Annotated in this window: 18 protein-coding genes; 5 read left to right on the forward strand and 13 right to left on the reverse strand. The window is 75.2% G+C overall.

Going from position 1 to position 20919, the window contains the following annotated elements; all coding sequences use genetic code 11:
• Nucleotides 1-201: 201 nt before the first annotated feature.
• The 8 genes from KIK08_RS18385 to KIK08_RS18420 all read right to left on the reverse strand — a co-directional run bounded on the left by KIK08_RS18385 (nucleotide 202) and on the right by KIK08_RS18420 (nucleotide 9839).
• Nucleotides 202-1401: an MFS transporter gene (locus KIK08_RS18385; RefSeq protein WP_308257712.1), complete on the reverse strand. Its 1200-nt coding sequence runs from the start codon at nucleotides 1399-1401 to the stop codon at nucleotides 202-204.
• Between the two features lie 62 nt (nucleotides 1402-1463).
• Nucleotides 1464-2570 (reverse strand): VldE C-terminal domain-containing protein, encoded by a 1107-nt coding sequence (locus tag KIK08_RS18390; protein WP_214404415.1) that lies wholly within the window; start codon nucleotides 2568-2570, stop codon nucleotides 1464-1466.
• Nucleotides 2571-2625: 55 nt separating this feature from the next.
• Nucleotides 2626-4893 carry a heavy metal translocating P-type ATPase gene (locus KIK08_RS18395; protein ID WP_214404416.1) on the reverse strand — a complete coding sequence of 756 codons (2268 nt, stop codon included), beginning with the start codon at nucleotides 4891-4893 and terminating at the stop codon, nucleotides 2626-2628.
• A 42-nt stretch (nucleotides 4894-4935) separates the two neighbouring features.
• On the reverse strand, nucleotides 4936-5142 hold the full coding sequence (locus KIK08_RS18400) for a heavy-metal-associated domain-containing protein (protein WP_214404417.1): 207 nt from the start codon (nucleotides 5140-5142) through the stop codon (nucleotides 4936-4938).
• A gap of 130 nt (nucleotides 5143-5272) precedes the next feature.
• Nucleotides 5273-5554, reverse strand: a complete 282-nt coding sequence (locus KIK08_RS18405) for a metal-sensitive transcriptional regulator (RefSeq protein WP_214404418.1) — start codon at nucleotides 5552-5554, stop codon at nucleotides 5273-5275.
• An 80-nt stretch (nucleotides 5555-5634) separates the two neighbouring features.
• Nucleotides 5635-7200, reverse strand: coding sequence for a molybdopterin-dependent oxidoreductase (locus KIK08_RS18410; RefSeq protein WP_214404419.1), 1566 nt, complete (start codon nucleotides 7198-7200; stop codon nucleotides 5635-5637).
• A gap of 150 nt (nucleotides 7201-7350) precedes the next feature.
• On the reverse strand, nucleotides 7351-8631 hold the full coding sequence (locus tag KIK08_RS18415) for a geranylgeranyl reductase family protein (protein WP_214404420.1): 1281 nt from the start codon (nucleotides 8629-8631) through the stop codon (nucleotides 7351-7353).
• A 68-nt stretch (nucleotides 8632-8699) separates the two neighbouring features.
• A complete protein-coding gene (locus KIK08_RS18420) occupies nucleotides 8700-9839 on the reverse strand; it encodes an acyl-CoA dehydrogenase family protein (RefSeq protein WP_214404421.1) in 1140 nt (379 codons plus the stop codon).
• Between the two features lie 55 nt (nucleotides 9840-9894).
• Here KIK08_RS18420 and KIK08_RS18425 point away from each other — a divergent pair, with 55 nt between their 5' ends.
• Nucleotides 9895-10500 carry a TetR/AcrR family transcriptional regulator gene (locus tag KIK08_RS18425; protein WP_308257713.1) on the forward strand — a complete coding sequence of 202 codons (606 nt, stop codon included), beginning with the start codon at nucleotides 9895-9897 and terminating at the stop codon, nucleotides 10498-10500.
• A 362-nt stretch (nucleotides 10501-10862) separates the two neighbouring features.
• On the opposite strand, the gene ilvA is transcribed toward KIK08_RS18425, so the two are convergent.
• Genes ilvA through KIK08_RS18440 form a run of 3 tightly spaced genes read right to left on the reverse strand, consistent with a single transcriptional unit; the run spans nucleotide 10863 to nucleotide 13582 of the window.
• Nucleotides 10863-12152: a threonine ammonia-lyase IlvA gene (gene ilvA / locus KIK08_RS18430; RefSeq protein WP_408004687.1), complete on the reverse strand. Its 1290-nt coding sequence runs from the start codon at nucleotides 12150-12152 to the stop codon at nucleotides 10863-10865.
• A gap of 41 nt (nucleotides 12153-12193) precedes the next feature.
• Nucleotides 12194-13204, reverse strand: a complete 1011-nt coding sequence (locus KIK08_RS18435) for a Gfo/Idh/MocA family protein (RefSeq protein WP_214404423.1) — start codon at nucleotides 13202-13204, stop codon at nucleotides 12194-12196.
• Nucleotides 13205-13234: 30 nt separating this feature from the next.
• On the reverse strand, nucleotides 13235-13582 hold the full coding sequence (locus KIK08_RS18440) for a UBP-type zinc finger domain-containing protein (protein WP_214404424.1): 348 nt from the start codon (nucleotides 13580-13582) through the stop codon (nucleotides 13235-13237).
• A 193-nt stretch (nucleotides 13583-13775) separates the two neighbouring features.
• Here KIK08_RS18440 and KIK08_RS18445 point away from each other — a divergent pair, with 193 nt between their 5' ends.
• The 3 genes from KIK08_RS18445 to KIK08_RS18455 all read left to right on the forward strand — a co-directional run bounded on the left by KIK08_RS18445 (nucleotide 13776) and on the right by KIK08_RS18455 (nucleotide 17638).
• Nucleotides 13776-14981, forward strand: a complete 1206-nt coding sequence (locus KIK08_RS18445; RefSeq protein ID WP_214404425.1) for an FAD-dependent monooxygenase — start codon at nucleotides 13776-13778, stop codon at nucleotides 14979-14981.
• A gap of 84 nt (nucleotides 14982-15065) precedes the next feature.
• Nucleotides 15066-16028 (forward strand): MBL fold metallo-hydrolase, encoded by a 963-nt coding sequence (locus KIK08_RS18450; protein ID WP_214404426.1) that lies wholly within the window; start codon nucleotides 15066-15068, stop codon nucleotides 16026-16028.
• A 62-nt stretch (nucleotides 16029-16090) separates the two neighbouring features.
• On the forward strand, nucleotides 16091-17638 hold the full coding sequence (locus KIK08_RS18455; protein WP_214404442.1) for an FAD-dependent monooxygenase: 1548 nt from the start codon (nucleotides 16091-16093) through the stop codon (nucleotides 17636-17638).
• A 72-nt stretch (nucleotides 17639-17710) separates the two neighbouring features.
• On the opposite strand, the gene KIK08_RS18460 is transcribed toward KIK08_RS18455, so the two are convergent.
• Both KIK08_RS18460 and KIK08_RS18465 read right to left on the reverse strand, forming a co-directional pair.
• Complete coding sequence (locus KIK08_RS18460; protein ID WP_214404427.1) at nucleotides 17711-18343, reverse strand: TetR/AcrR family transcriptional regulator; 633 nt, start codon at nucleotides 18341-18343, stop codon at nucleotides 17711-17713.
• A 46-nt stretch (nucleotides 18344-18389) separates the two neighbouring features.
• Nucleotides 18390-19445: a LacI family DNA-binding transcriptional regulator gene (locus tag KIK08_RS18465; protein WP_214404428.1), complete on the reverse strand. Its 1056-nt coding sequence runs from the start codon at nucleotides 19443-19445 to the stop codon at nucleotides 18390-18392.
• Between the two features lie 137 nt (nucleotides 19446-19582).
• Between KIK08_RS18465 and KIK08_RS41795 the strand changes: the two genes are divergently transcribed.
• On the forward strand, nucleotides 19583-20815 hold the full coding sequence (locus KIK08_RS41795; RefSeq protein ID WP_214404429.1) for an MFS transporter: 1233 nt from the start codon (nucleotides 19583-19585) through the stop codon (nucleotides 20813-20815).
• Nucleotides 20816-20919 lie beyond the last annotated feature (104 nt).

Raw genomic sequence — 20919 nt, forward strand, 5'->3', positions numbered from 1 at the left:
GGGCTACACCGTCACCGTCAAGCCTGCTGCCTGACACCTCCAGCTCGCCCGTTCCCGGCCCGGCACCAGCCCTTTGCCCAGCCGGTGCTCCCGCCTGCCCGTCCCCGACCTAATTTTCGGATCAGAGGTCGTGTGCTCGTCGCAGGGTCCGGAGCGCTTGCGAGGAACAGGCGGACTCTGCGACGTGGCGGGGACGGGGGCTCAGGCCGGGACGCGGGCCGCGCGCCGTTGCAGCACCACCAGCGCGGCGAGCGCCACGGCGGCCAGCACCGCGACCGCGGCCACGAACACGACCGCCGCCGGGAGCAGGCCCCAGGCCTGCGAGGCCGCGCCCACCCCGACGACCGGTAGCGAGATCGCGACGTAGAGGACCACGAAGAAGCTGGACGTGACGGCCGCCCGCACCGACGGGTCGACGCGCGCGTGGACCGCGGCCATGCCCTTGCTGAAGCTCATGCCCTGCCCGACGCCGGCCACGACGGCGCCGGTCACCAGGACGGCGAGCGAGCCGACGAGCAGGGCGGCGCCGATGACCACCACGCCGACGATGAGCAGCGCGCACCCGGCCTCGAGGGCGCGTTCGGTGGGCAGGCTCCGCAGCCCGAGCTGGGCGGCGGTGGAGGCGGCGAAGAGCACGAACACGACGAGCCCGGCGACGGCGTGGTCGTCGACGCCGGTGATCTCGGCGACGATGCGCGGCGCGATAGCGGTGAACAGCCCGAGGACGGCGAAGCCGGCGAACCCCGCCGTCACCGCGCTGGCGAACACGGCCCGCACCGGCGGCGGGACGGCGAGGGCGGTGGGGCGCAGGCGCGGGCGCTCGGCCACGCGGACGGTCTCGGGGGCGAGCAGGACCAGCACGGCGCTGCCGACGACGGCCATCGCGTGCACCGCGAACGACAGGTGCAGCGGGGAGGGCAGGAACTGCACGGCCAGCCCGGCCAGCAGCGGTCCGAGGCCGAGCCCGCCCGAGTTGGCCGCAGTGGCCACGGCGGGCGCCCGTGAGCGCCACCGCTGCGGCGCCGCCTCGATCACCGCGGCGGTCGCGGCGCCGGCGAAGATGCCGGCCGACACCCCCGACAGCAGCCGCCCGACCAGCAGCACCGGGACCGATCCGGCGACCAGGAACACCAGGCTGCTCAGCAGGGCGCCGACCAGCCCGCCGAGCAGCAGCGGGCGCCGCCCGACCTGGTCGGACCAGCGGCCGAACAGCAGCAGCGCGGCCAGCACCCCCACCGCGTACACCGCGAAGATCACCGTCTGCACCACCGGCGAGAACCCGAGTTCGCCCTGGTAGAGCGAGTACATCGGGGTGGGGAGGGTGGTCCCGGTCATCACGACGGCGAACGCGACGACCAGGCCGGCGAACGCGGCCGGTGGCCGGAGGCGGGCGAGTGGCACCCGCAGATCGTCCGTCCGCTGCGGGCCGGCCCGCCACCGAGCGGCACGACATCACACGGGAGCTACCGCTTGAAGCTGACGTGGATGTGGTCGAAGTGGCCGCCGGTGGCCTCGTCGGGGTCGTAGACGCCGCCGCCGCTGTAGGGCTGGCCCCAGCCGGTGTCGGTGTCGCCGCCGCCGGCCGACCAGATCCGGCCCTGCCAGATCACGTACGAGACGTGCAGCGCGTCGGCGTTCGCCCGGAACCACTCGGCCACCTCCCAGCCGGCCTGCAGTTCGGTGCCGGCGGCGAACGCGCCGGCGGTGCCGGGGAAGAAGTCGCAGGCCCGGCCCTTGGGGTGGTCGCTGGAAGGGTTCCAGGCGTGCGCGTCCCAACAGCCGGTGGCCTGGATCCGCGAGCCCGCGCTGTACCCGCCGAACACGCGCAGCACCTCGTCGAGCGCGTGCTTGGTGGCGCCGGTCAGGCAGCCGCCGGAGGTCGGGTCGTCCATGACGCAGCCGGTGTCGCCCGCGGTCCACGGCACGGCCGCGGGCCCCGTTGCGCCGCCGCGCGGACCGCAGACGTCGGTGCTGGCCAGCGAGATGTCGATGCCGGTGTCCTGGCCGACGTCGGCGAGCATGGTGGCCGCGTAGTCCTCCCACTTGCTGTAGGCCGTCGGGAAGGCCGAGCGCTGCACGGTCTGCGCGGCCTGCCACAGCGGCATCTGCTCCCACCCCGGCACCAGCAGCAGCCGGTCGTAGAACTGGGTGGCCGAGTAGACCGGGTCCTGGATCTGGGCCACGGTGCCCCAGCCCTGCGAGGGCCGCTGCTGGAACAGCCCGAGGGAGTCGCGGTCGCCGTAGTCGATGTTGCGCAGGTTGGACTCCTGCATCGCGGTGGCCAGCGCGACCCACTGCCCGCGCTCGGGCACCCCCATCTGCCGGCCGACCTCGACGATGATCGCGGCGTTCTGCCGCTGCTCCTCGGACGGGTCGACCTCGGCCAGGACCGATCCGCCCACACCGAACCCGCAGCCGGCCGGGCCGGTGTTGCCCATCCCGGACATCCAGATGAACGCGTTGACCCCGAGCAGGCCCACGACGCCGACGACCGCCAGAACCCCGAGGAGCACACCGATCCGGGTGCCGGCGCGGCGCAGCGCGTTCCCGGCGAACTCCAGAGAGTTCAACGGCGGTTCCAGTCGGCGCGGGCCGCGGGGCGGCGGTTCGAGGGGCCTTCCCAGGCTAGACGACGGGGTCGGCCGCCCGGTCCCGTTCCGGGAAGGCCGAGCCGAACCCGCGCAGGCGCAGGCTGTTGGCCACCACGAACACCGAGCTCAGCGCCATCGCGGCGCCGGCGAGCATCGGGTTGAGCAGCCCGGCGGCGGCCAGCGGCAGCGCGGCCACGTTGTACCCGAACGCCCAGAACAGGTTGCCCTTGATCGTGGCCAGGGTGCGCCGCGACAGCCGGATGGCGTCGGCGGCGGCGCGCAGGTCGCCGCGCACGAGGGTCAGGTCGCCCGCCTCGATCGCCACGTCGGTGCCGGTGCCCATGGCCAGGCCGAGGTCGGCCTGGGCGAGCGCGGCGGCGTCGTTGACCCCGTCGCCGACCATGGCGACGACGCGGCCCTCGTCCTGCAGGCGCTTGACGGCGTCGAGCTTGTCGGCCGGCAGGACCTCGGCGGTGACGTCGGCGGCGTCGATCCCGACCGCGGCCGCCACCGCGGCGGCGGCGGCGCGGTTGTCGCCGGTCAGCAGCACGGGGCGCAGCCCGAGCCGGCGCAGCGCGGCGATCGCCTCGGCCGAGGTCGGCTTGACCTCGTCGGCGACGACCAGCACGGCGCGGGCGGCGCCGTCCCAGGCCGCGACGACCGCGGTGCGCCCGGCGTCGGCGGCCTCGCGCACGGCCCCGGTGAGCTCGTCGGGCAGGGCGATCCCGGACGACTCCAGCAGCGCCGCCCGGCCGACCACGACCTCGTGGCCGTCGACCGTGCCGCGCACGCCCAGGCCCTCGACGGCCGCGAACCCGGTGACGGAGGGCAGGCGCCCGACCCGCTCGACGGCGGCCCGGGCCACCGCGCGTCCCACGGGGTGCTCGGAGGCGTCCTCGACGGCCCCGGCCAGCCGCAGCACGTCGACCTCCGCGACGCCGTCGGCGGGGTGCAGCGCGAGCAGGCTCATCGTGCCGGTGGTGACGGTGCCGGTCTTGTCCAGCACGACCGTGTCGACCCGGCGGGTGGACTCCAGCACCTCCGGGCCCTTGATCAGGATGCCCAGCTGGGCGCCCCGGCCGGTGCCCACGAGCAGCGCCGTGGGTGTGGCCAGGCCGAGCGCGCACGGGCAGGCGATGATCAGGACGGCGACGGCGGCGGTGAAGGCGGCGTCGGCGCCCGCCCCGCTGCCCAGCCAGAAGCCGAGCGTCCCGACCGCCAGCGCGATGACCACCGGGACGAACACCCCGGAGATCCGGTCGGCCAGCCGCTGCACGGCGGCCTTGCCGGTCTGGGCCTGCTCGACCAGCCGCGCCATGCGCGAGAGCTGGGTGTCGGTGCCGACGCGGGTCGCGGTGACCACGAGCCGTCCGCCGGCGTTGACCGTGGCCCCGACGACCGCGTCGCCCGGCCCGACCTCGACCGGGACCGACTCGCCGGTGAGCATCGAGGCGTCCACCGCGGAGGAGCCCTCGTCCACGACGCCGTCGGTGGCGATCCGTTCACCGGGGCGCACGACGAACCGGTTGCCGACGTGCAGGCGCTCGATCGGGACCCGGCTCTCGGTGCCGTCCGGCGAGAGCACGGCGACGTCGGCGGCCCCGAGTTTGAGCAGCGCGCGCAGCGCGGCCCCGGCCCGGTGCTTGGAGCGGGCCTCGAACCAGCGCCCGGCCAGGATGAACGCGGTGACCCCGGCGGCCACCTCCAGGTAGATGTTCGCGCTGCCGACCGACGGCTCGATCGTCAGCTCGAAGGGGTGGGTCATGCCCGGCTCGCCCGCCGAACCCAGCAGCAGCGCGTACAGCGACCAGCCGAAGGCGGACAGCACGCCCATCGAGATGAGCGTGTCCATGGTGGCTTCGCCGTGGCGCAGGTTGGACCAGGCGGCCCGGTGGAACGGCCACGCCGCCCACACCACGACCGGCGCGGCCAGCGCCAGCGAGATCCACTGCCAGTACCGGAACTGCAGCGGCTCGACCATCGCCATCGCGACGACCGGGACGCCCAGCGCGACCGCGACGAGCAGCCGGTCGCGCAGGGCCCGGGTCGGGTCGGGCGGCTCGGCCTCCGCCGCGGGTGCCGGCTGCGGCACCCGCGCGGTGTAGCCGGCCGCCTCGACCGTGGCCACCAGGTCGGCCGGGGCGACCTCGGCGGGCGCCTGCACCCAGGCCTTCTCGGTGGCGTAGTTGACCGTGGCGGTGACCCCGTCCATCCGGTTGAGCTTGCGCTCGATCCGGTTGGCGCAGGACGCGCAGGTCATCCCGCCGATCACCAGCTCGATGCCGGTCGTCGTGGTGCTCATGCCGACCTCCTCGGGCTGGCGGCGCGGATCGGGACGGGTGGGTCAGCCGGCCAGCTTGTAGCCGGCCTCCTCGACGGCCTCGCGCACCGAGTCCGCGTCGAGCGGCTGCGCGCTGGTCACGGTGACCGCGCCGGACGACAGCTCCACGTCGACCGCGGAGACGCCGTCGATCTCGCTGATCTCCTCGGTGACCGAGGCGACGCAGTGCTCGCAGGTCATGCCGCTGACGGTGTAGGTGGCGGTGCTCATCGCTCTCCCTCGCTGCGCTCGGTCGGCTCTTCGCGCCGGCGCTGTGTTGATGATTCGCTCGCAAGCTCGCTCATCGGATCCTCCTGGGGGGTCGACCGGCCGGTTGGGGAGCCCGGCCGGGGGTCTGGGGTCAGGAGCGCACGAGGCGCGCGATCGCCGCGCTGGCCTCGGCGACCTTGCGGTCGGCCACGGCGCCACCCTCGGCCACGGCCTCGGTGACGCAGTGCTTGAGGTGCTCGTCGAGCAGCCCGAGCGCGACCGCCTCCAGGGCCTTGGTCGCGGCCGAGACCTGGGTGAGGACGTCGATGCAGTACTTGTCGTCCTCGATCATGCGGGCGATGCCGCGGACCTGACCCTCGATGCGGCGCAGGCGCTTGAGGTAGGCGTCCTTGTCGTCGGTGTACCCGTGCACGGCAGGCTCCTCCCGGTTACCCCCATACTATACGGGGGTATTCGAGCCGTGACCGGTGACGTAGCCGACCGCCCGGGGTCCTACGCCGCGGTGATGTCGACCGTGTGGTACCCGGTGGCGCCGTCCGGGACGACGTCGCGCACGTCGGGGGTCTGCGGCACGCCGTTCGCGTCGAACGCCCGCACCTGCAGCGTGTGCTGCCCGGTCGGCACGTCGACCTCGGCGCGCCACATCCGCCAGGTGTCGCCGCCGACCTCGGTGGCCAGCGTGGCGGGCTGCCACGGCCCGCGGTCGAGCCGCACCTCGACCGCCGAGATCCCGATCGGCTGCGACCAGGCCGTGCCGGCCACGGTGACCCGGCCCGCGACGACCGACGAGCGGGGGACGTCGATGCGCGACTGGGTCTTGATCGGGCCCTTCTCCGACCAGCCGCGCTGCAGCCAGTAGGCCTGCCGCTGGGCGAACGTGGTGACCTCCAGGTCGGTCACCCACTTCGTCGCCGAGACGTAGCCGTACAGGCCCGGCACGACCATCCGCACCGGGAACCCGTGCTCGGGGGGCAGCGCCTCGCCGTTCATGCCGATGGCCAGCAGGGCGCCGCGGTCGGGCTCCAGCAGCACCCCGGTCGGGGTGCCGGCGGTCCAGCCGTCGGAGCTGGTGCTGAGGACCTGGTCGGCGTCGGGGGAGACGCCGGCCTCCAGCAGTACTTCGCGCAGGTCGACGCCGATGAAGTTGGTGGTGGACACGTACGGCCCGCCGACCGGGTTGGACACGCACAGCAGCGTGATCGTCCGCTCGACGAGCGGGCGGGCCAGCAGGTCGGCGAACGACAGCGTCAGCTCCCGGTCGACCATGCCGTGGATGCGCAGCGACCAGTCCGACGCGGTCAGTTGCGGGACGCGCAGCGCGGCGTCGATGCGGTAGAAGTCGGCGTTCGAGGTGAGGAACGGGGTGGCGCCGGGGACGCCGGCCTCGGCGGCGGCCGGGACGGCCGGCGCGCGCTCGTAGCCGGCCCGGGCGAGCGCGGCGGTGACTTCGTCGCGGGAGCCGGCGACGTCGCGGCCCACCCACGCGCCGATCCCGGTGGCGGCGACCGCCCCCACCCCGAGTGCGGCGGTCGAGCCGACGAGCACCCGTCGCCGCGACACCCCGGCACCCTCGGTGGGCGCCTGCTCGACCTGCTGGCGCAGCGCGTGCAGCCTGCGGAACGCGGTGATCCCGACGACGAGCGAGGCGCCCGGGGCGGCCAGGTCCAGCGGGGCGAACGTGGGGGAGGACAGCACGGCCGCCGCCGCGAGCACGCCCATCCCGGCGACGACGACCAGGCCCGGACCCGGGGTGCGGCGCGCGGCGATCCCGCCCGCCGCGGCGAGCGCGGCGATGACGACGCCCATGCCGACCAGCAGGACGGGCTTGTCGGCGGTGCCGAAGGCGCCCTTGGCGAACTCCACCAGCCACTGCGGCGACACCCGCACCGCCGCGTCGCCCACGGCGATGAACGGTCCGGACGCGGGCGAGAGCAGGCCCGCGACGAGCTGGCCGGCGCCGATCGCGGCGGCCACCGCGACCAGTCCGGTGAGCGCGGCGAACGGGCGGCCGAGGACGGGGTCCGCGGTGGTCGCCTCGGGCTCGGCGGTGGTCGTCACGTGACCAGTGTCCCGCCGCGATCGGGCTCCCGCGCGTCCGTTGTCTTACGGATCTGGGTCATCGGTCTCCGTCGAGAACGAAGTTGTCGTGATCGAACAGCCCTGTTGATCACGACAAGTTCGTTCTCGACGGGACCGGGCACGGGTGGGTCAGCTGAACGGGGGGCGCTCGTCGCGGCGCAGGGACAGCCGGCCCGCCGCCCGCCAGGCGCGGGCGGTGAGGTCGCGGTCCTCCTCGGTGACCAGGTTGCCCATCACCCGCAGCGCGACGGTCATCAGCGCCCGCGAGCGCATGCCGATCGGGCCGGCCTTGGGCAGCAGCCCGGGCACGGTGATCAGCCCGGCGAGCCTGCGCGCGATGGAGAACGCCTCGCCGTAGTGGCGGCGCAGCTCGGCGGGCCAGGCCGCGGCCGGGTCGGTGCCGGCGGCGAGCAGCTCGGCCACCAGGCGCCCGGTCTCCAGCCCGTAGTCGATGCCCTCGCCGTTGAGCGGGTTGACGCAGCCCGCGGCGTCGCCGACCAGTGCCCAGTTCGGCCCGGCCACCCCGGACACCGCCCCGCCCATCGGCAGCAGCGCCGACATCGGCGCCCGCACCGGGCCGTCGAGCTGCCAGTCGTCGCGGCGGGCGGCGGCGTACTGCTTGATCAGCGACTGCAGCCGCACGCCGGCCGGCCGCTTCGCGGTGGCCAGCGTGCCGACCCCGATGTTGACCTCGCCGTCGGCCAGCGGGAACACCCAGCCGTAGCCGGCCAGCACCTCGTCGCGCTCGCCGCGCAGCTCCAGGTGCGAGGAGATCCACGGGTCGTCCGAGCGGCCGGAGCGGACGTAGCCGCGGGCGGCCACGCCGAACGCGGTGTCCTTGTGCCAGTCGCGGCCCAGCACCCGCCCGAGCGTGGAGCGGGCCCCGTCGGCGACGACCAGCCGCGCGCAGGACACCACGTGCTCCTCGCCGCCGCGGTCGAACACCACCGCGCTCACCCGGCCGCCCTCGCGGCGCACGTCGACGGCCTTGGCGCCCTCCAGCGGCACCGCGCCCTCCTTGAGCGCCACGTCGCGGATGCGCGCGTCGAGCTCGGTGCGGGGGACCGCGCCGCCGTGGTCGGGCAGGGAGCCGCCGGGCCAGGGCAGCTCCAGCAGCTGGCCGAACCCGGCCGCGCGCAGCCCCCGGTTGGTGCCCCGCGCCCGCACCCAGTCGCCGAGCCCGAGCCGCTCCAGCTCGGCGATGGCGCGCGGGGTGAGCCCGTCGCCGCAGGCCTTGTCGCGGGGGAAGACGGCGGCGTCGGCCAGCACGACGTCGAGCCCGTGCCGGGCCGCCCAGGCCGCGGCCGACGACCCGGCCGGCCCGGCGCCGACGACGAGCACGTCGGTCGACGTGGGGGCGGCTGAGGGCACCGCGGGGGAGTCGACGGGGAGCGCAGGACCGTCCGGCATGCCCCCGAGTATCCGGCACCCCCGCGCCGGGGGCCCGTGATGGAGACCAGCGCTACCCCGCGCGTGGCTCAGCCGGCCAGCGTGCGGGCGATCACCAGCCGCTGGATCTGGTTGGTGCCCTCGAAGATCTGCATGACCTTGGCCTCGCGCATGAACCGCTCCACCGGGAACTCCCGGCTGTAGCCGTAGCCGCCGAGCACCTGCACCGCGTCGGTGGTGACCTTCATGGCGGCGTCGGTGGCGACCAGCTTGGCCACCGACGCCTGCCGGCTGTAGGCCATGCCGGCGTCGCGGCGGCGGGCGGCGTCGAGGTAGGTCGCGCGGGCCGAGTCGACCGCGGCGGCCATGTCGGCGAGCAGGAACCCCAACCCCTGGTGGTCGATGATCTTGCGGCCGAACGCGGTGCGCTCGCGGGCGTAGGAGACGGCGACGTCCAGCGCCGACTGCGCCAGCCCGGTGGCCACCGCGGCGATGCCGAGCCGGCCGGAGTCCAGCGCGGAGAACGCGATCTGCAGGCCCTGGCCCTCCTCGCCGATCAACCGGTCGGCCTCCAGCACGGCGCCGTCCCAGTTGGCGGTGGCGGTCGGGATCGCGTGCAGGCCCATCTTGTCCTCGGGCCGGCCGAAGGTCAGGCCCTCGACCTGCCCGGGAGCCAGGAAGCAGGAGATGCCGCGCGAGCCCTCGCCGGTGCGGGCGAACAGCGCGTAGAAGTCGGCGCGACCGCCGTGGGTGATCCAGGCCTTGGTGCCGGTGATGCGGTACCCCGCGCCGGTCCGCTCGGCCCGGCAGGTCAGCGCGGCGGCATCGGAGCCGGCCTGCGGCTCGGACAGGCTGTAGCCGCCGACGAGCTCGCCGGCCAGCATCGCCGGCAGCCAGCGCTCGCGCTGCTCGGGCGTGCCGAAGCGCGACACCGGGTAGCAGGCCAGGCCGTGCACGCTCACCGCGACGGCCACCGCCGCCCAGCGGGCCGCGAGCTCCTCGAGCACCTGCAGGTAGACCTCGTAGGGCTGGGCCCCGCCGCCGTGCTCCTCCGGGTAGGGCAGCCCGAGCAGCCCGGCCCGGCCGAGCACGGCGAACAGCCCGTCGGGGTAGGTCTCGGCGCGCTCGTGCTCGTCGACGCGGGGCGCGAGCTCCTTGTCGGCGAGGTCGCGGGTCAGGGCGATCAGGTCCGCCGCTTCCTGGGTCGGCAGCAACCGGTCGACGGACATGGCGCTCCTATGCGGTACTCACGTTTCCTGTTCAGTACCGGATAGGCTAGCCGACGTGCCGGCCCGTGCCACCCCCCGACGCGACCAGTTGTTCGACGCGCTGGTCGCCCTGCTGCTCGCCGAGGGGTTCGCGCACCTCACGCTCGACGAGATCGCCGCCCGCCTGCGCTGCTCCAAACGCACCCTCTACGCGCTGGCCGGCAGCAAGGAGCAGCTCGTCAACGCAGCGGTGGTGCACTTCTTCCGGGGGGCGACCGAACGCGTCGAGCGCGCGGTGAAGTCGGCCGAGCGCGCTGCCGACCGAGTGGGTGCCTACCTCAGGGCGGTCGCCGTCGAGCTGGCCCCGGCGTCGGCGGCGTTCTTCGACGACGTGGCCGCGTTCCCGCCGGCCACGGAGGTCTACCGGCGCAACACCCGGATCGCCGCGCGCCGCGTGCGGGAACTGGTGGACGAGGGCGTGGCCGTCGGCGAGTTCCGCGACGTGCACGCCGCGTTCGTCGCCGACGTGGTCACCGCGGTGATGGTCCGCATCCAGCAGCGCGCGCTCGCCGAGGCGACCGGGCTCACCGACGGTGAGGCGTACGCGAACCTGGCCGAGCTGCTCCTGCACGGGCTCGCGGCGCCCGTGGACGGCGCAACCCACACCGTGAGTGCTGAATAACCGGCTGTGATTTAGGGTTCCCGAAGGCCAACCCGAAGGGCGAACCGGCCACTGAACCGGTTACGGTGTGTCGCGCGCCGGTCAGGGTGCCCCCTGCCGTGTCGCGCGCCGGCGGCCGTCGCGCGGATACCCCTCCACCCCGGCGGCCGCCGGCCCACCACTCCGTTCGGCGCCAACCGGTGCGCGGTTCGCGCCCGGGTGGGCTACCGCCCGATCGGAGTAGTCGTGTCCTCGATTGGTGCAGGACAACGGGACCTTCCCGGCAACCTACGCGACGGCCGCGCGATTGTCAGATTCGCGCCATCCCCATCGATAAGCGTCACAGCCGGGCAACGCGGCCGGAGGATGCGCCGCGTGAGCAATCAGATCAGGAATCGATAGGCCGTGCTGCCGGGAGCGACCAGCTGGATGCGCAGGGGACTGGCCTGCATCCGGCCCCACAGTGGCTCGTACCCGTCGCGGCTCGCGATCTCGATCCCGACCAGTGCCGCGCCGGTCTCCCGGTTGTCGCGCTTGATGTACTCGAACAGCACGATGTCGTCGTCCGGGCCGAGGACCTCGTCCAGGAACCGGCGCAGCGCCCCCGGCTCCTGCGGGAACTCGACCAGGAAGTAGTGCTTGAGCCCGCGGTGCACCAGCGAGCGCTCGACGACCTCGCCGTACCGGCTGACGTCGTTGTTGCCGCCCGAGAGCAGGCACACGACGGTCTGGCCCGGCTGCACCCGCACCGCCTCGCCCAGCGCCGCGGCGGCCAGCGCGCCCGCCGGCTCGGCGATGATCCCGTCGACCTGGTAGAGGTCCAGCATCTCTGTGCAGACCCGGCCCTCGGGCACGCTGACCAGCTCCGCGCCGCTCGCCCGCACCAGCGGCAGGCTGGTCGCGCCCACCCGGCGCACGGCGGCGCCGTCGACGAAGGTGTCCAGCTCGGGCAGCTCGACCGGCTCCCCGGCGGCCAGCGCCGCCGCCATGCTCGCCGCACCCGCGGGCTCCACGCCCACGATCCGCACACCCGGGTGCTGCGCGGCCAGCCAGCCGCCCACCCCGGCGGCCAGCCCGCCGCCACCCACCGGCAGCACCACCACGTCCGGCGGACCGCCCAGCTGGGCCACCACCTCGACCCCGACCGTGCCCTGCCCGGCGATCGTGCGGACGTCGTCGAAGGCCGGCACGACCGTCGCCCCGGTGCGTCGGGCCCACTCGGCCGCCGCGGCCGCCGCCTCGTCGTAGGTGTCGCCGCCCACCACCAGCTCCACGGCGTCACCGCCGAGCGCCTGGATCCGCTCGCGCTTCTGGCGCGGCGTCGTGCTCGGCACGTGCACCCGCCCCCGCACGCCCAGCGTCCGGCACGCGTGCGCGACCCCCTGGCCGTGGTTGCCGGCGCTCGCGCACACCGCGCCGGCCGCGCGCTCGGCCTCGTCGAGCTGGGCGAGCAGGTTGTAGGCGCCGCGCAGCTTGTAGGACCGCCCGACCTGCAGGTCCTCCCGCTTGAGCCAGACGTCGGCTCCGGTGGCGGCGGACAGCCGGTCGTTGCGCTGCAACGGGGTGGTGTGCGCGACGCCGGCCAACCGGGCAGCCGCCGCGCGGACGTCGGCGGCGATGTCGGCCAGGAGCTCGGGGACCACATCGGGCGGGAGGGACACTGCGGGGGTCACCGAGCGATTCTCCAGGATCCGCCGACCCCGGCGGACCGGGGTCAGCCCGCGGGGCGGACCGTGCGGGGGCGCAGCGGGAAACCCGCGGCGCGGTAGGCGGCGTCGACGAGCTCCGCGCTGGCCACGGCGTCGTCGGCGCCGGTGGCGATCGACCGGCCGGTGCGCACGGCCTCGGTGAACGCCTCGAGCTGGTAGGTGTAGGACGACCGGCGCCCCAGCTCCTCGACGCGCTGCTCGCCGTCGACGGTGACCAGCACGCGGTCGTCGAGGTGGGGGAGCACGAAGCTGGGCACGCCGACCTCGCCGCGGGAGCCGACGACGCGGCAGGAGAAGTCGAGCCCGTCCGCGCACATGGACGTGCGCACCAACCCCGTCGGGCCCGCCGGGAAGTCCAGGTCGATCTCCATGAACTCGTCGACGCCCGGCGCGCCGGCCCGTTCCCGGCCGCGGGCCGCGCCGACGGTGGGCTCGCCGCCGGCGAACCGGCCGAGCACGCGGTGCAGGTGCAGGCCGTAGCAGCCGACGTCCATGACCGTGCCGCCGGCGAGCTCGAGCGACCAGCGCGGGTCGCCCTCCGGCGGGGCCGGCATCTCCATGCGCACCTCGACGTGGCGCAGCTCGCCGATCTCGCCGGAGGCGACGATCTCCAGCAGCCGCTGGGCGACCGGGTGGTACAGGTAGTGGAAGCCCTCCACGAGCAGGACGCCCGCCTTCGCGGCCGCGTCGCGCGCGTCCCGGGCCTCGGCGGCGTCGCTGGCCGACGGCTTCTCGGTGAGCACGTGCTTGCCGGCCTCGACGGCGGCCAGGTTCCACGGCCCGTGCAGGCTGTTGGCCAGCGGGTTGTAGACGGCCTCGACCTCCGGGTCGGCGATCAGTTCGGCGTAGGAGCCGAGCACCCGCTCGACGCCGTGCTCGTCGGCGAAGGTCTGCGCGCGACCGCGGTCGCGGGCCGCGACGGCGACGAGCCGGGTCCCGGTCAGCCGGGCGGGCGCGGCGATGGCGGCGCCGGCGATGCGCGCCGCGCCCAGTACCCCGATGCGAAGTGGCTCCACGGCCCGCATCCTGCCCCTCGACGGGGTCGGTCAGTGCAGGTGGTCGCGCCAGTCGGCGGGGACGCGCTCGGCGGGGCCGGGGACGGTCTGCTCCAGCGGGCGGTGCCGGGGCGCGGCCAGGTCGGGGCCGGAGTACGCCTCGCCGGTGCGGTAGTCCCAGAACCAGACCTCGTCCGGTTCGAAGCTGGTGACCAGCGGGTGGCCGGTGGCCTGGTAGTGGCCGGTGGCGTGCTGCGCGGGCGAGGTGTCGCAGCAGCCGACGTGGCCGCACAGCGCGCAGCGGCGCAGGTGGACCCACCAGCCGCCGTTCTGCTCGCACTCCAGGCAGCCGGTGCCGCTCGGCGGGACGGTGGGGTCGATCTCGTTGGGTGCCGTCATCGCGTGTCCCCGTTCTGCGTGCTGGTGGGCCAATCATCGCCGGACACCGCGCATTCGGCCCCCCGGGGGTATCGGTACCGTGCGGTGGGCACTGTGCGTGACCGAGCGTGAGGCCACGGTGCCCGCGACCATCCGATCGCCGGGTGGTCCGGGCCCGCTGTCGGCCACTCCGGGTGAAGGGTGCGGCGAACGGATGGACGGATCGGGGACGCCGCTGCGCGTCGCGGTGGTCGGTGCCGGCATCGGCGGGCTGACCCTGGCGATCGCGCTGCGCGACGCCGGGATCGGGGTCGAGGTCTACGAGCAGGCGACGGAGCTCGGTGAGGTCGGCGCGGCGGTCGGCCTGGCCGCGAACGGCGTGCGCCTGCTGACCGGGCTCGGGATGGGCGCGCGACTGGCCGCGCACGGCGCCGAGCCCACCGAGGTGCAGTTCCGCCGCTGGGACAGCGGCCGGCTGATCCGGTCGTTCCCGATGGCGGAGAACTACCGCACCCTGTTCGGTGCACCCTTCCTCGGTGTGCACCGCCGGGCGCTGCAGAAGGTCCTGAGCGACCGCCTCGGCGACGGTGTCGTGCGCCTCGACCACCGGGTCGTCGAGGTCGCCGACGGGCCGGCGGAGGCCGTGCTGACGTTCGCCGACGGTCGGCGGGCCGTCGCCGACGTCGTGGTGGGCGCCGACGGCATCCACTCCGCGCTGCGCCGCACGGTGGCCCCGGACGCCCCGCGCCCCCGGTTCACCGGGCAGGTCGGCTTCCGCGGCCTCATCCCGGTCGACCGGCTGCCGTCGCTGCCCGACCCCGGCGCCCTGCAGTTCTGGGCGGGCCCCGACGCCCACCTGCTGCACTACGCCATCGAACCGGACGCGGGCAAGGTCAACTTCCTGGCGGTGGCGCCCCGCGCGACGTGGACGGCGCCCACCTGGCGCGAACCGTGCGCGGCGGCCGACGGCGTGGCCCGCTTCGCCGGCTGGCACCCGGCCGTCACCGAGATGATCGGCGCGGTCGAGGTGGAGGCGGCCTGGTGGGGCCTGCACGACATCGAGGCGTTCGGGACCTGGAGCGCCGGGCGGATCGTGCTGCTCGGCGACGCCGCCCACGCGATGCTGCCCCACCAGGGCCAGGGCGCGAACCAGGCCATCGAGGACGCCGTCGTGCTCGCCCACGAACTGGTCGCCGCCCCGGACGACCCGCGCGCCGCGATCCGCGCCTACGTGCGGCGGCGCCGCGCCCGGACCCGCAACGTGCAGCGCTACTCACGGCTGGCGGGCACCCTCGTGCACGTCCCCGACGACCGCGCCGACGAGCGCGACGCGCTGCTGGCCACGCTGGCCGAGGACGTGGGCTGGATGCACGGCTTCGACGCCCGGCGGGCGCTCACCCGCCAGCCGGTCGACGCCTGAGTGCACCCGGCCCCCCGGCGGGCCTGGAACGAACCCCGCGACCGCGCATAGGGTCCGGGCACCAGCCGGAGGGAAGAGGGACACATGGCAGCGAAGCCGTTCGCGTCGTCGGCCGACACGGCCGCCAAGGAGCAGACGCTCGAGGTGCTCGCCGACGGCGTCTACGCGCTGACCGCGGAGGGCGACCCCAACATCGGGGCCGTCGAGGGCGAGGACTTCCTGGTCTGCTTCGAGGCGCTGGCCACGCCGGTGGTGGCGGCGCGCTGGCTGGAGAAGCTGCGCGAGCACACCGACAAGCCGATCCGCTACCTGGTGCTCAGCCACTACCACGCGGTGCGGGTGCTGGGCGCCTCCGCGTTCGACGCCGAGGTCATCGTCGCGCACGAGAACACCCGGGCGCTGGTGGCCGAGCGCGGCGAGCAGGACTGGGCCAGCGAGTTCGCCCGGATGCCGCGGCTGGCCGAGGGCGCCGACACGGTGCCCGGCCTCACCTGGCCCACGCTGACCTTCTCCGACCGGCTCTCGATCGACCTCGGCGGCGACCGCGGCGACCTGGTGCTGCAGTACTGCGGGCGCGGGCACACCGAGGGCGACATCGTGGCCTGGCTGCCGCGCCACGGCATCCTGTTCGCCGGCGACCTGGTGGAGGCCGAGGCCGCGCTCTACACCGGCGACGCCTTCCACCGCGACTGGGCAGGCGCGACGCTGAACAACGTGGCCGCGCTGGGCGCGCACACCCTGATCGGCGGGCGCGGCGGGGTCAGCCGCGGGCCGGAGGCGGTGGCCGCGGCGATCGGCCAGACCCGCACCTTCCTGCAGACCATGATCGAGCACGTGGGCGCGGTGCAGCGGGCGGGGGGCACCCTCAAGGAGGCGTTCGAGCGCACGCACGCCGCCCTCGTCGACGACTACGGCCGCTGGCCGATCTTCGAGCACTGCCTGCCGTTCGACGTCTCCCGGCTGTGGGACGAGCTGTCCGGGATCGAGCGACCCGTCATCTGGACAGCCGAACGCGACCAGGAGGTCTGGGCGCAGCTGCAGTCGTGACGACCCCCGCGACCGGCGCCCCCACCGGCGCCCCCGTCGACACCCCGGTCGACACCGACCCGATCGCGATCATCGGCAACGGCCCGGTCGGCCAGACCACCGCGCTGCTGCTGGCCCGCTGGGGCGTGCCGACCGTGCTGCTCGACCGCCGTCCCGAGCGCGACCCGGTGGGCTCCAAGGCGATCTGCCAGCAGCGTGATGTGCTCGACATCTGGTCGGCGGTCGGCGCGGGGGAGCGGATCGCGGCCGAGGGCGTCACCTGGACGACCGCGCGCACCTTCCACCGCGGCCGCGAGCTGTTCACCTACACGTTCGCCGAGTCCGGGCGCGCGGCGTTCCCGCCGTTCGTCAACATCTCCCAGTCGCGCACGGAGGAGATCCTCGACGAGCGGGTGGCCGCCGAGCCGCTCGTCGAGGTGCGCTGGGGTCACCCGGTCGCCAAGATCGACCAGGACGCCGACGGCGTCACCCTGACCTGCGTCGACGGCACCACCGTCGCGGCGCCGTTCGCGGTGCTGTGCGCCGGCGCGCGGGCCGAGGAGTTGCGCGCCATGCTGGGCGTCACCTTCGACGGCCACTCCTTCGACGACCGCTTCCTGATCTGCGACATCCGCACCGACCTGCCCGGCTGGGCCACCGAGCGGCGCTTCCACTTCGACCCGGAGTGGAACCCCGGCCGGCAGGTGCTGGTGCACCCCTGCCCCGACTCGACGTTCCGCATCGACTGGCAGGTCCCCAGCGACTACGACATCGACGCCGAGGTCGCCGACGGGTCGCTGGACCGCCGCATCCGGCAGGTCATCGGCGACCGGGCGTACGAGGTCGTCTGGAAGTCGGTGTACCGGTTCCAGTCGCGCTGCGCCGACCGGCTGCGCGTCGGCCGGGTGCTGCTGGCCGGTGACGCCGCGCACCTGTACTCGCCGTTCGGCGCCCGCGGGCTCAACTCCGGGGTCGTCGACGCCGAGAACGCGGCCTGGAAGCTCGCCTTCGTGGCCCGCGGCTGGGCGGGCGAGGGGCTGCTGGAGAGCTACCACGCCGAGCGGCACGCGGCCGCCGCGGAGAACCTGGAGATCACCACGGCGACGATGGACTTCCTGGTCCCGCAGTCGCCCGCGGCCGCGGCGCACCGGGCGGCGGTGCTGGAACGCGCCGCCGAGGACCCGGCGGCCCGGGCGATGGTCGACTCCGGCCGGCTCGCCGAGCCGTTCTGGTACGTCGACTCGCCGCTGACCACGCCGTCGCCCGCGCGCCCGTTCGCCGGCCGGCCACCGCGCGGCGACGTGCCGGCGCCCGGACCGGGCGTGCTGGTGCCGGACGCGCCGGTGCCCGGTGGGCGGCGCTTCCGCGAGCTGGCCCGCGAGGGGTTCACCCTGCTGCTGGCCCCGGGCGCGGACGGGGCCGCGGCTCGCGCGGCCGTGGCGGGCGGGGCGGTCCCGGTCGCGGTGCTGGAGCTGGCCGAGGTCGACGTCACCGGGGCGCTGACCGCCGCGCTGGACGCCCGGCCGGGCGAGGTCTGGCTGCTGCGCCCCGACGCGCACGTCGCCGCCGTCCTGGAGCACCCGACCCCGGACGCCCTCTCGGCGGCCCTCACCCGCGCCCTCGGCGGCTGACCCCTCCGTCGAGAACGAACTTGTCGTGATCAACAGGGCTTGTCGATCACGACAACTTCGTTCTCGACGGGGTCAGACGAGCAGGGTGCGGGCAGCGCTCTTCCAGACCCTGAGGTGGGGGTCGGTGCGCGGGTCGCGGTCGTGCAGCGCGTAGCTCATCCCGACCCCGCGCATGCTGGTCAGCACCAGGTCGCGGACGGTCGGGTAGTACGGGTGCGCGGCCAGCTCGGGGCCGTAGTACTTGGCCATGCCGTCGCGGATGACCGCGCCGAGCTCCTGCTCACCGGGCAGCAGCGCGGCGCGCAGGTCGTCGTTCGTGCGGGCCGCGGTCCACAGCTCGACGGCCGCCCAGAAGTGCGGCTCGGAGAAGGTCTCCCAGATCAGCTCGATGACCCGGTCGAGGCGCTCGTCGGGGGACAGGCCGTCGGGGATGTCGCGCAGCCGCTCGTCGGTGCGCCGCATCCGCTCGATCGCCAGGTGCCGCGACGCCGCGACCAGCAGCTCGTCGCGGGACGGGAAGTGGTGCAGCAGCCTGCCCCGCGACACCCCGGCCCTGGCCTGGATGCGCAGCGTCGTCGCGCCGCGGTAGCCGGACTCGACCAGGCACGCCACCGCGGCGTCCAGGATGCGGGTCCGGCTCGTGGCGGTGCGCTCCGCCCGCCGCCCGCGGGGCGGTGCGGCCGGGGGTTCGGGCGGGGAGGCCATCCACGCAGCGTAGCGAGCCCGCCGATGGGCCAGTTGGCGCCGACGGTCAGGGTGCCGGTGGCGGGCCCGTCGTGGTCCCGATGCGCAGGCGCACCGGCAGCAGCACGTCGGCCGGGGTGCGCCCGGCGACCAGCTCCATCGCCGCGTCGGCGGCGGCCCGACCCTTCTCGTCGCTGGGCTGGACGACGGTGGTCAGCACCGTCGACCCGAGCCAGTGCAGGTCGGCGCCGTCGAAGCCCACGACGGAGACGTCGCCGGGGACGTCGAGCCCGAGGTCGGCCGCGGCCCGCAGCACGCCGGCCGCGAGTACGTCGCTCTGCGCGACGATCGCGGTGGGCCGCTGCCCGGCCGGCGCGTCGAGCAGCGCCCGCCCGGCCATGGCGCCCTCGTCGACGGCGTTGCTGGCGGTCTCCAGGGTCGGCACCGCGCCGAACACGTCCTCCACGGCGAGCATCCGCTGGCGCACGTCGCGGTAGTGCAGGCGGGCGCGCCGGGCCGGGTCGACGGGGCCGCGGGTGCCGTCCAGGCGCAGCGGCATGACCACCTGCGCCACCCGGCGGTGGCCGAGGTCGTGCAGGTGCCGGGCCAGCTCGCGGGTGCCGCCGAGGTCGTCGACGTCGATCAGGACGACGCCGTCGACGTCGGGTCCCTCCACCGCCACGACGGGCACGCCGCGGGCGCGCAGCGCGCTCATCGCCGGGTCGTCCTCCAGGCCGCAGGTGGCGAAGATGGCCGCGTCGAGCGGCATGCGCGAGATCAGCTCGGGGGCGGGGCGGCCCTCGTCGCCGGCCAGCAGCAGCAGCCCGACCCCGTGCGCGCCCAGCACCTCCGCGATGCCGTCGAGCAGTTGCGCGGCCACCGGGTCGCGGAAGGCGTAGCGCAGCCGTTCCCCGACGAACGCGCCGATCACCCCGCTGCGGCCGCGGCGCAACGAGGCGGCGATCGGGTCGGGGCCGGCGTAGCCGATGTCGGCGGCCGCGGTGAGCACGCGCTCGCGCGTCGCCTCGGCCACCCGGGGGCTGCCGGAGAAGGCGAGCGACGCCGTCGACGCCGAGACCCCGGCGCGCGCGGCCACGTCCGCGAGCGTGGGACGGGTGGACACGGCCGCAGGTTACGCGGACCGGTGCGCGTCACAGCGGAACGGGGTTGAGTCGGGCGCGGCCGGCGGCGTACCGTCGACCAGGATCGAATCGATTCGATCGAGCCGCCCGGCCCCGCGCCGCACGACGAGGAGAGCTTGTGAGCACCGACCCGACCACGACGACGGAGCCGGGTCGCGCCGACGCCGCGCTCCGCCGCGCGCGCATCGCCGTGGTCGTCGCGTTCCTGGGCAACGGCCTGGCCTTCGCCACGCTGATCGCCCGCACCCCGGCGATCCGCGACACCCTGGACCTGTCCTCCGGCCAGCTCGGCCTGCTGCTGCTGTGCCTGTCCGGCGGCGCGGTGTCCGGGCTGCCGCTGTCCGGGCCGCTGGTCAGCCGCAGCGGTCCGGCCCGCGGCGTGCTGCTGGGCATGTTCGCCGTGACCCTGGGCATGGCGCTGGTCGCCACCGGCCTGTTCACCGTCACGATCGCCCCGGTCGCGATCGGCCTGGCGTTCTGCGGGCTGGGCAGCGGCGTCTGGGACGTCTCGATGAACGTCGAGGGCGCCGACGTCGAGCGCAGGCTCGATCGCTCGCTGATGCCCCGGCTGCACGCCGCGTTCAGCATCGGCACGGTCGCCGGCGCGGCCGTCGGCGCCGCCGCGGCCGCGGCCGGCCTGCCGCTGCACTTCCAGCTGCTCCTGGTGGTGGTCGCGCTGCCGATCGCGGCGTTCCCGACCACCCGGGCGTTCCTGGGCCGCGCCGGCACGGCCGCGACCGACGAGGAGACCGGCGAGCGGCGCAGCGCGCTGGCGGCGTGGCGCGAGCCCCGCACCCTGCTGATCGGGCTGCTGGTGCTCGGCTTCGCGTTCACCGAGGGCTCGGCCAACGACTGGATCGCCATCGCGTTCGTCGACGGCTACGGCGCCGGCGAGACGGTGGGCGCGGTCGCGTTCGGGTTCTTCGTCACGGCGATGACGATCGGCCGGATGTTCGGCGGGTCGATGCTGGAGAGGTACGGGCGGGTCGCGGTGCTGCGGGTGACCGCACTGCTGGCCGTGGCCGGGCTGCTGCTGGTGCTGCTCGGCGGCAGCACCCCGGTCGGCCTGGTCGGCGCGCTCCTGTGGGGGGTGGGCGCGTCGCTGGGCTTCCCGGTCGGGATGAGCGCCGCCGCCGACGACCCGGCCTTCGCCGCGTCGCGGGTGTCGGTGGTCAGCTCGGTCGGCTACACCGCGTTCCTGGCGGGTCCGCCGCTGATCGGCCTGCTGGCCGAGCACACCGGCATCCTGCGGGCGCTGTTCGTCGTGCTGGGCGCGCTGGTGCTGGGCCTGCTGGTGGTCGGCGCCGCCCGCCCGCTGCCCGGGCCGGAGCCGGCCGAGCGCACCCACTGACGCTCCGCCGGAGTTCAGGAAAGCCACGATGCTGCCCGCAGAGGGCAGCATCGTGGCTTTCCTGAACCAGGGGTGAGGAACGCCGAGGTTAACGCGTGTTTCGG

The organism is Pseudonocardia lacus, assembly GCF_018531445.1.
GTDB classification, from domain to species: Bacteria; Actinomycetota; Actinomycetes; order Mycobacteriales; family Pseudonocardiaceae; genus Pseudonocardia; species Pseudonocardia lacus.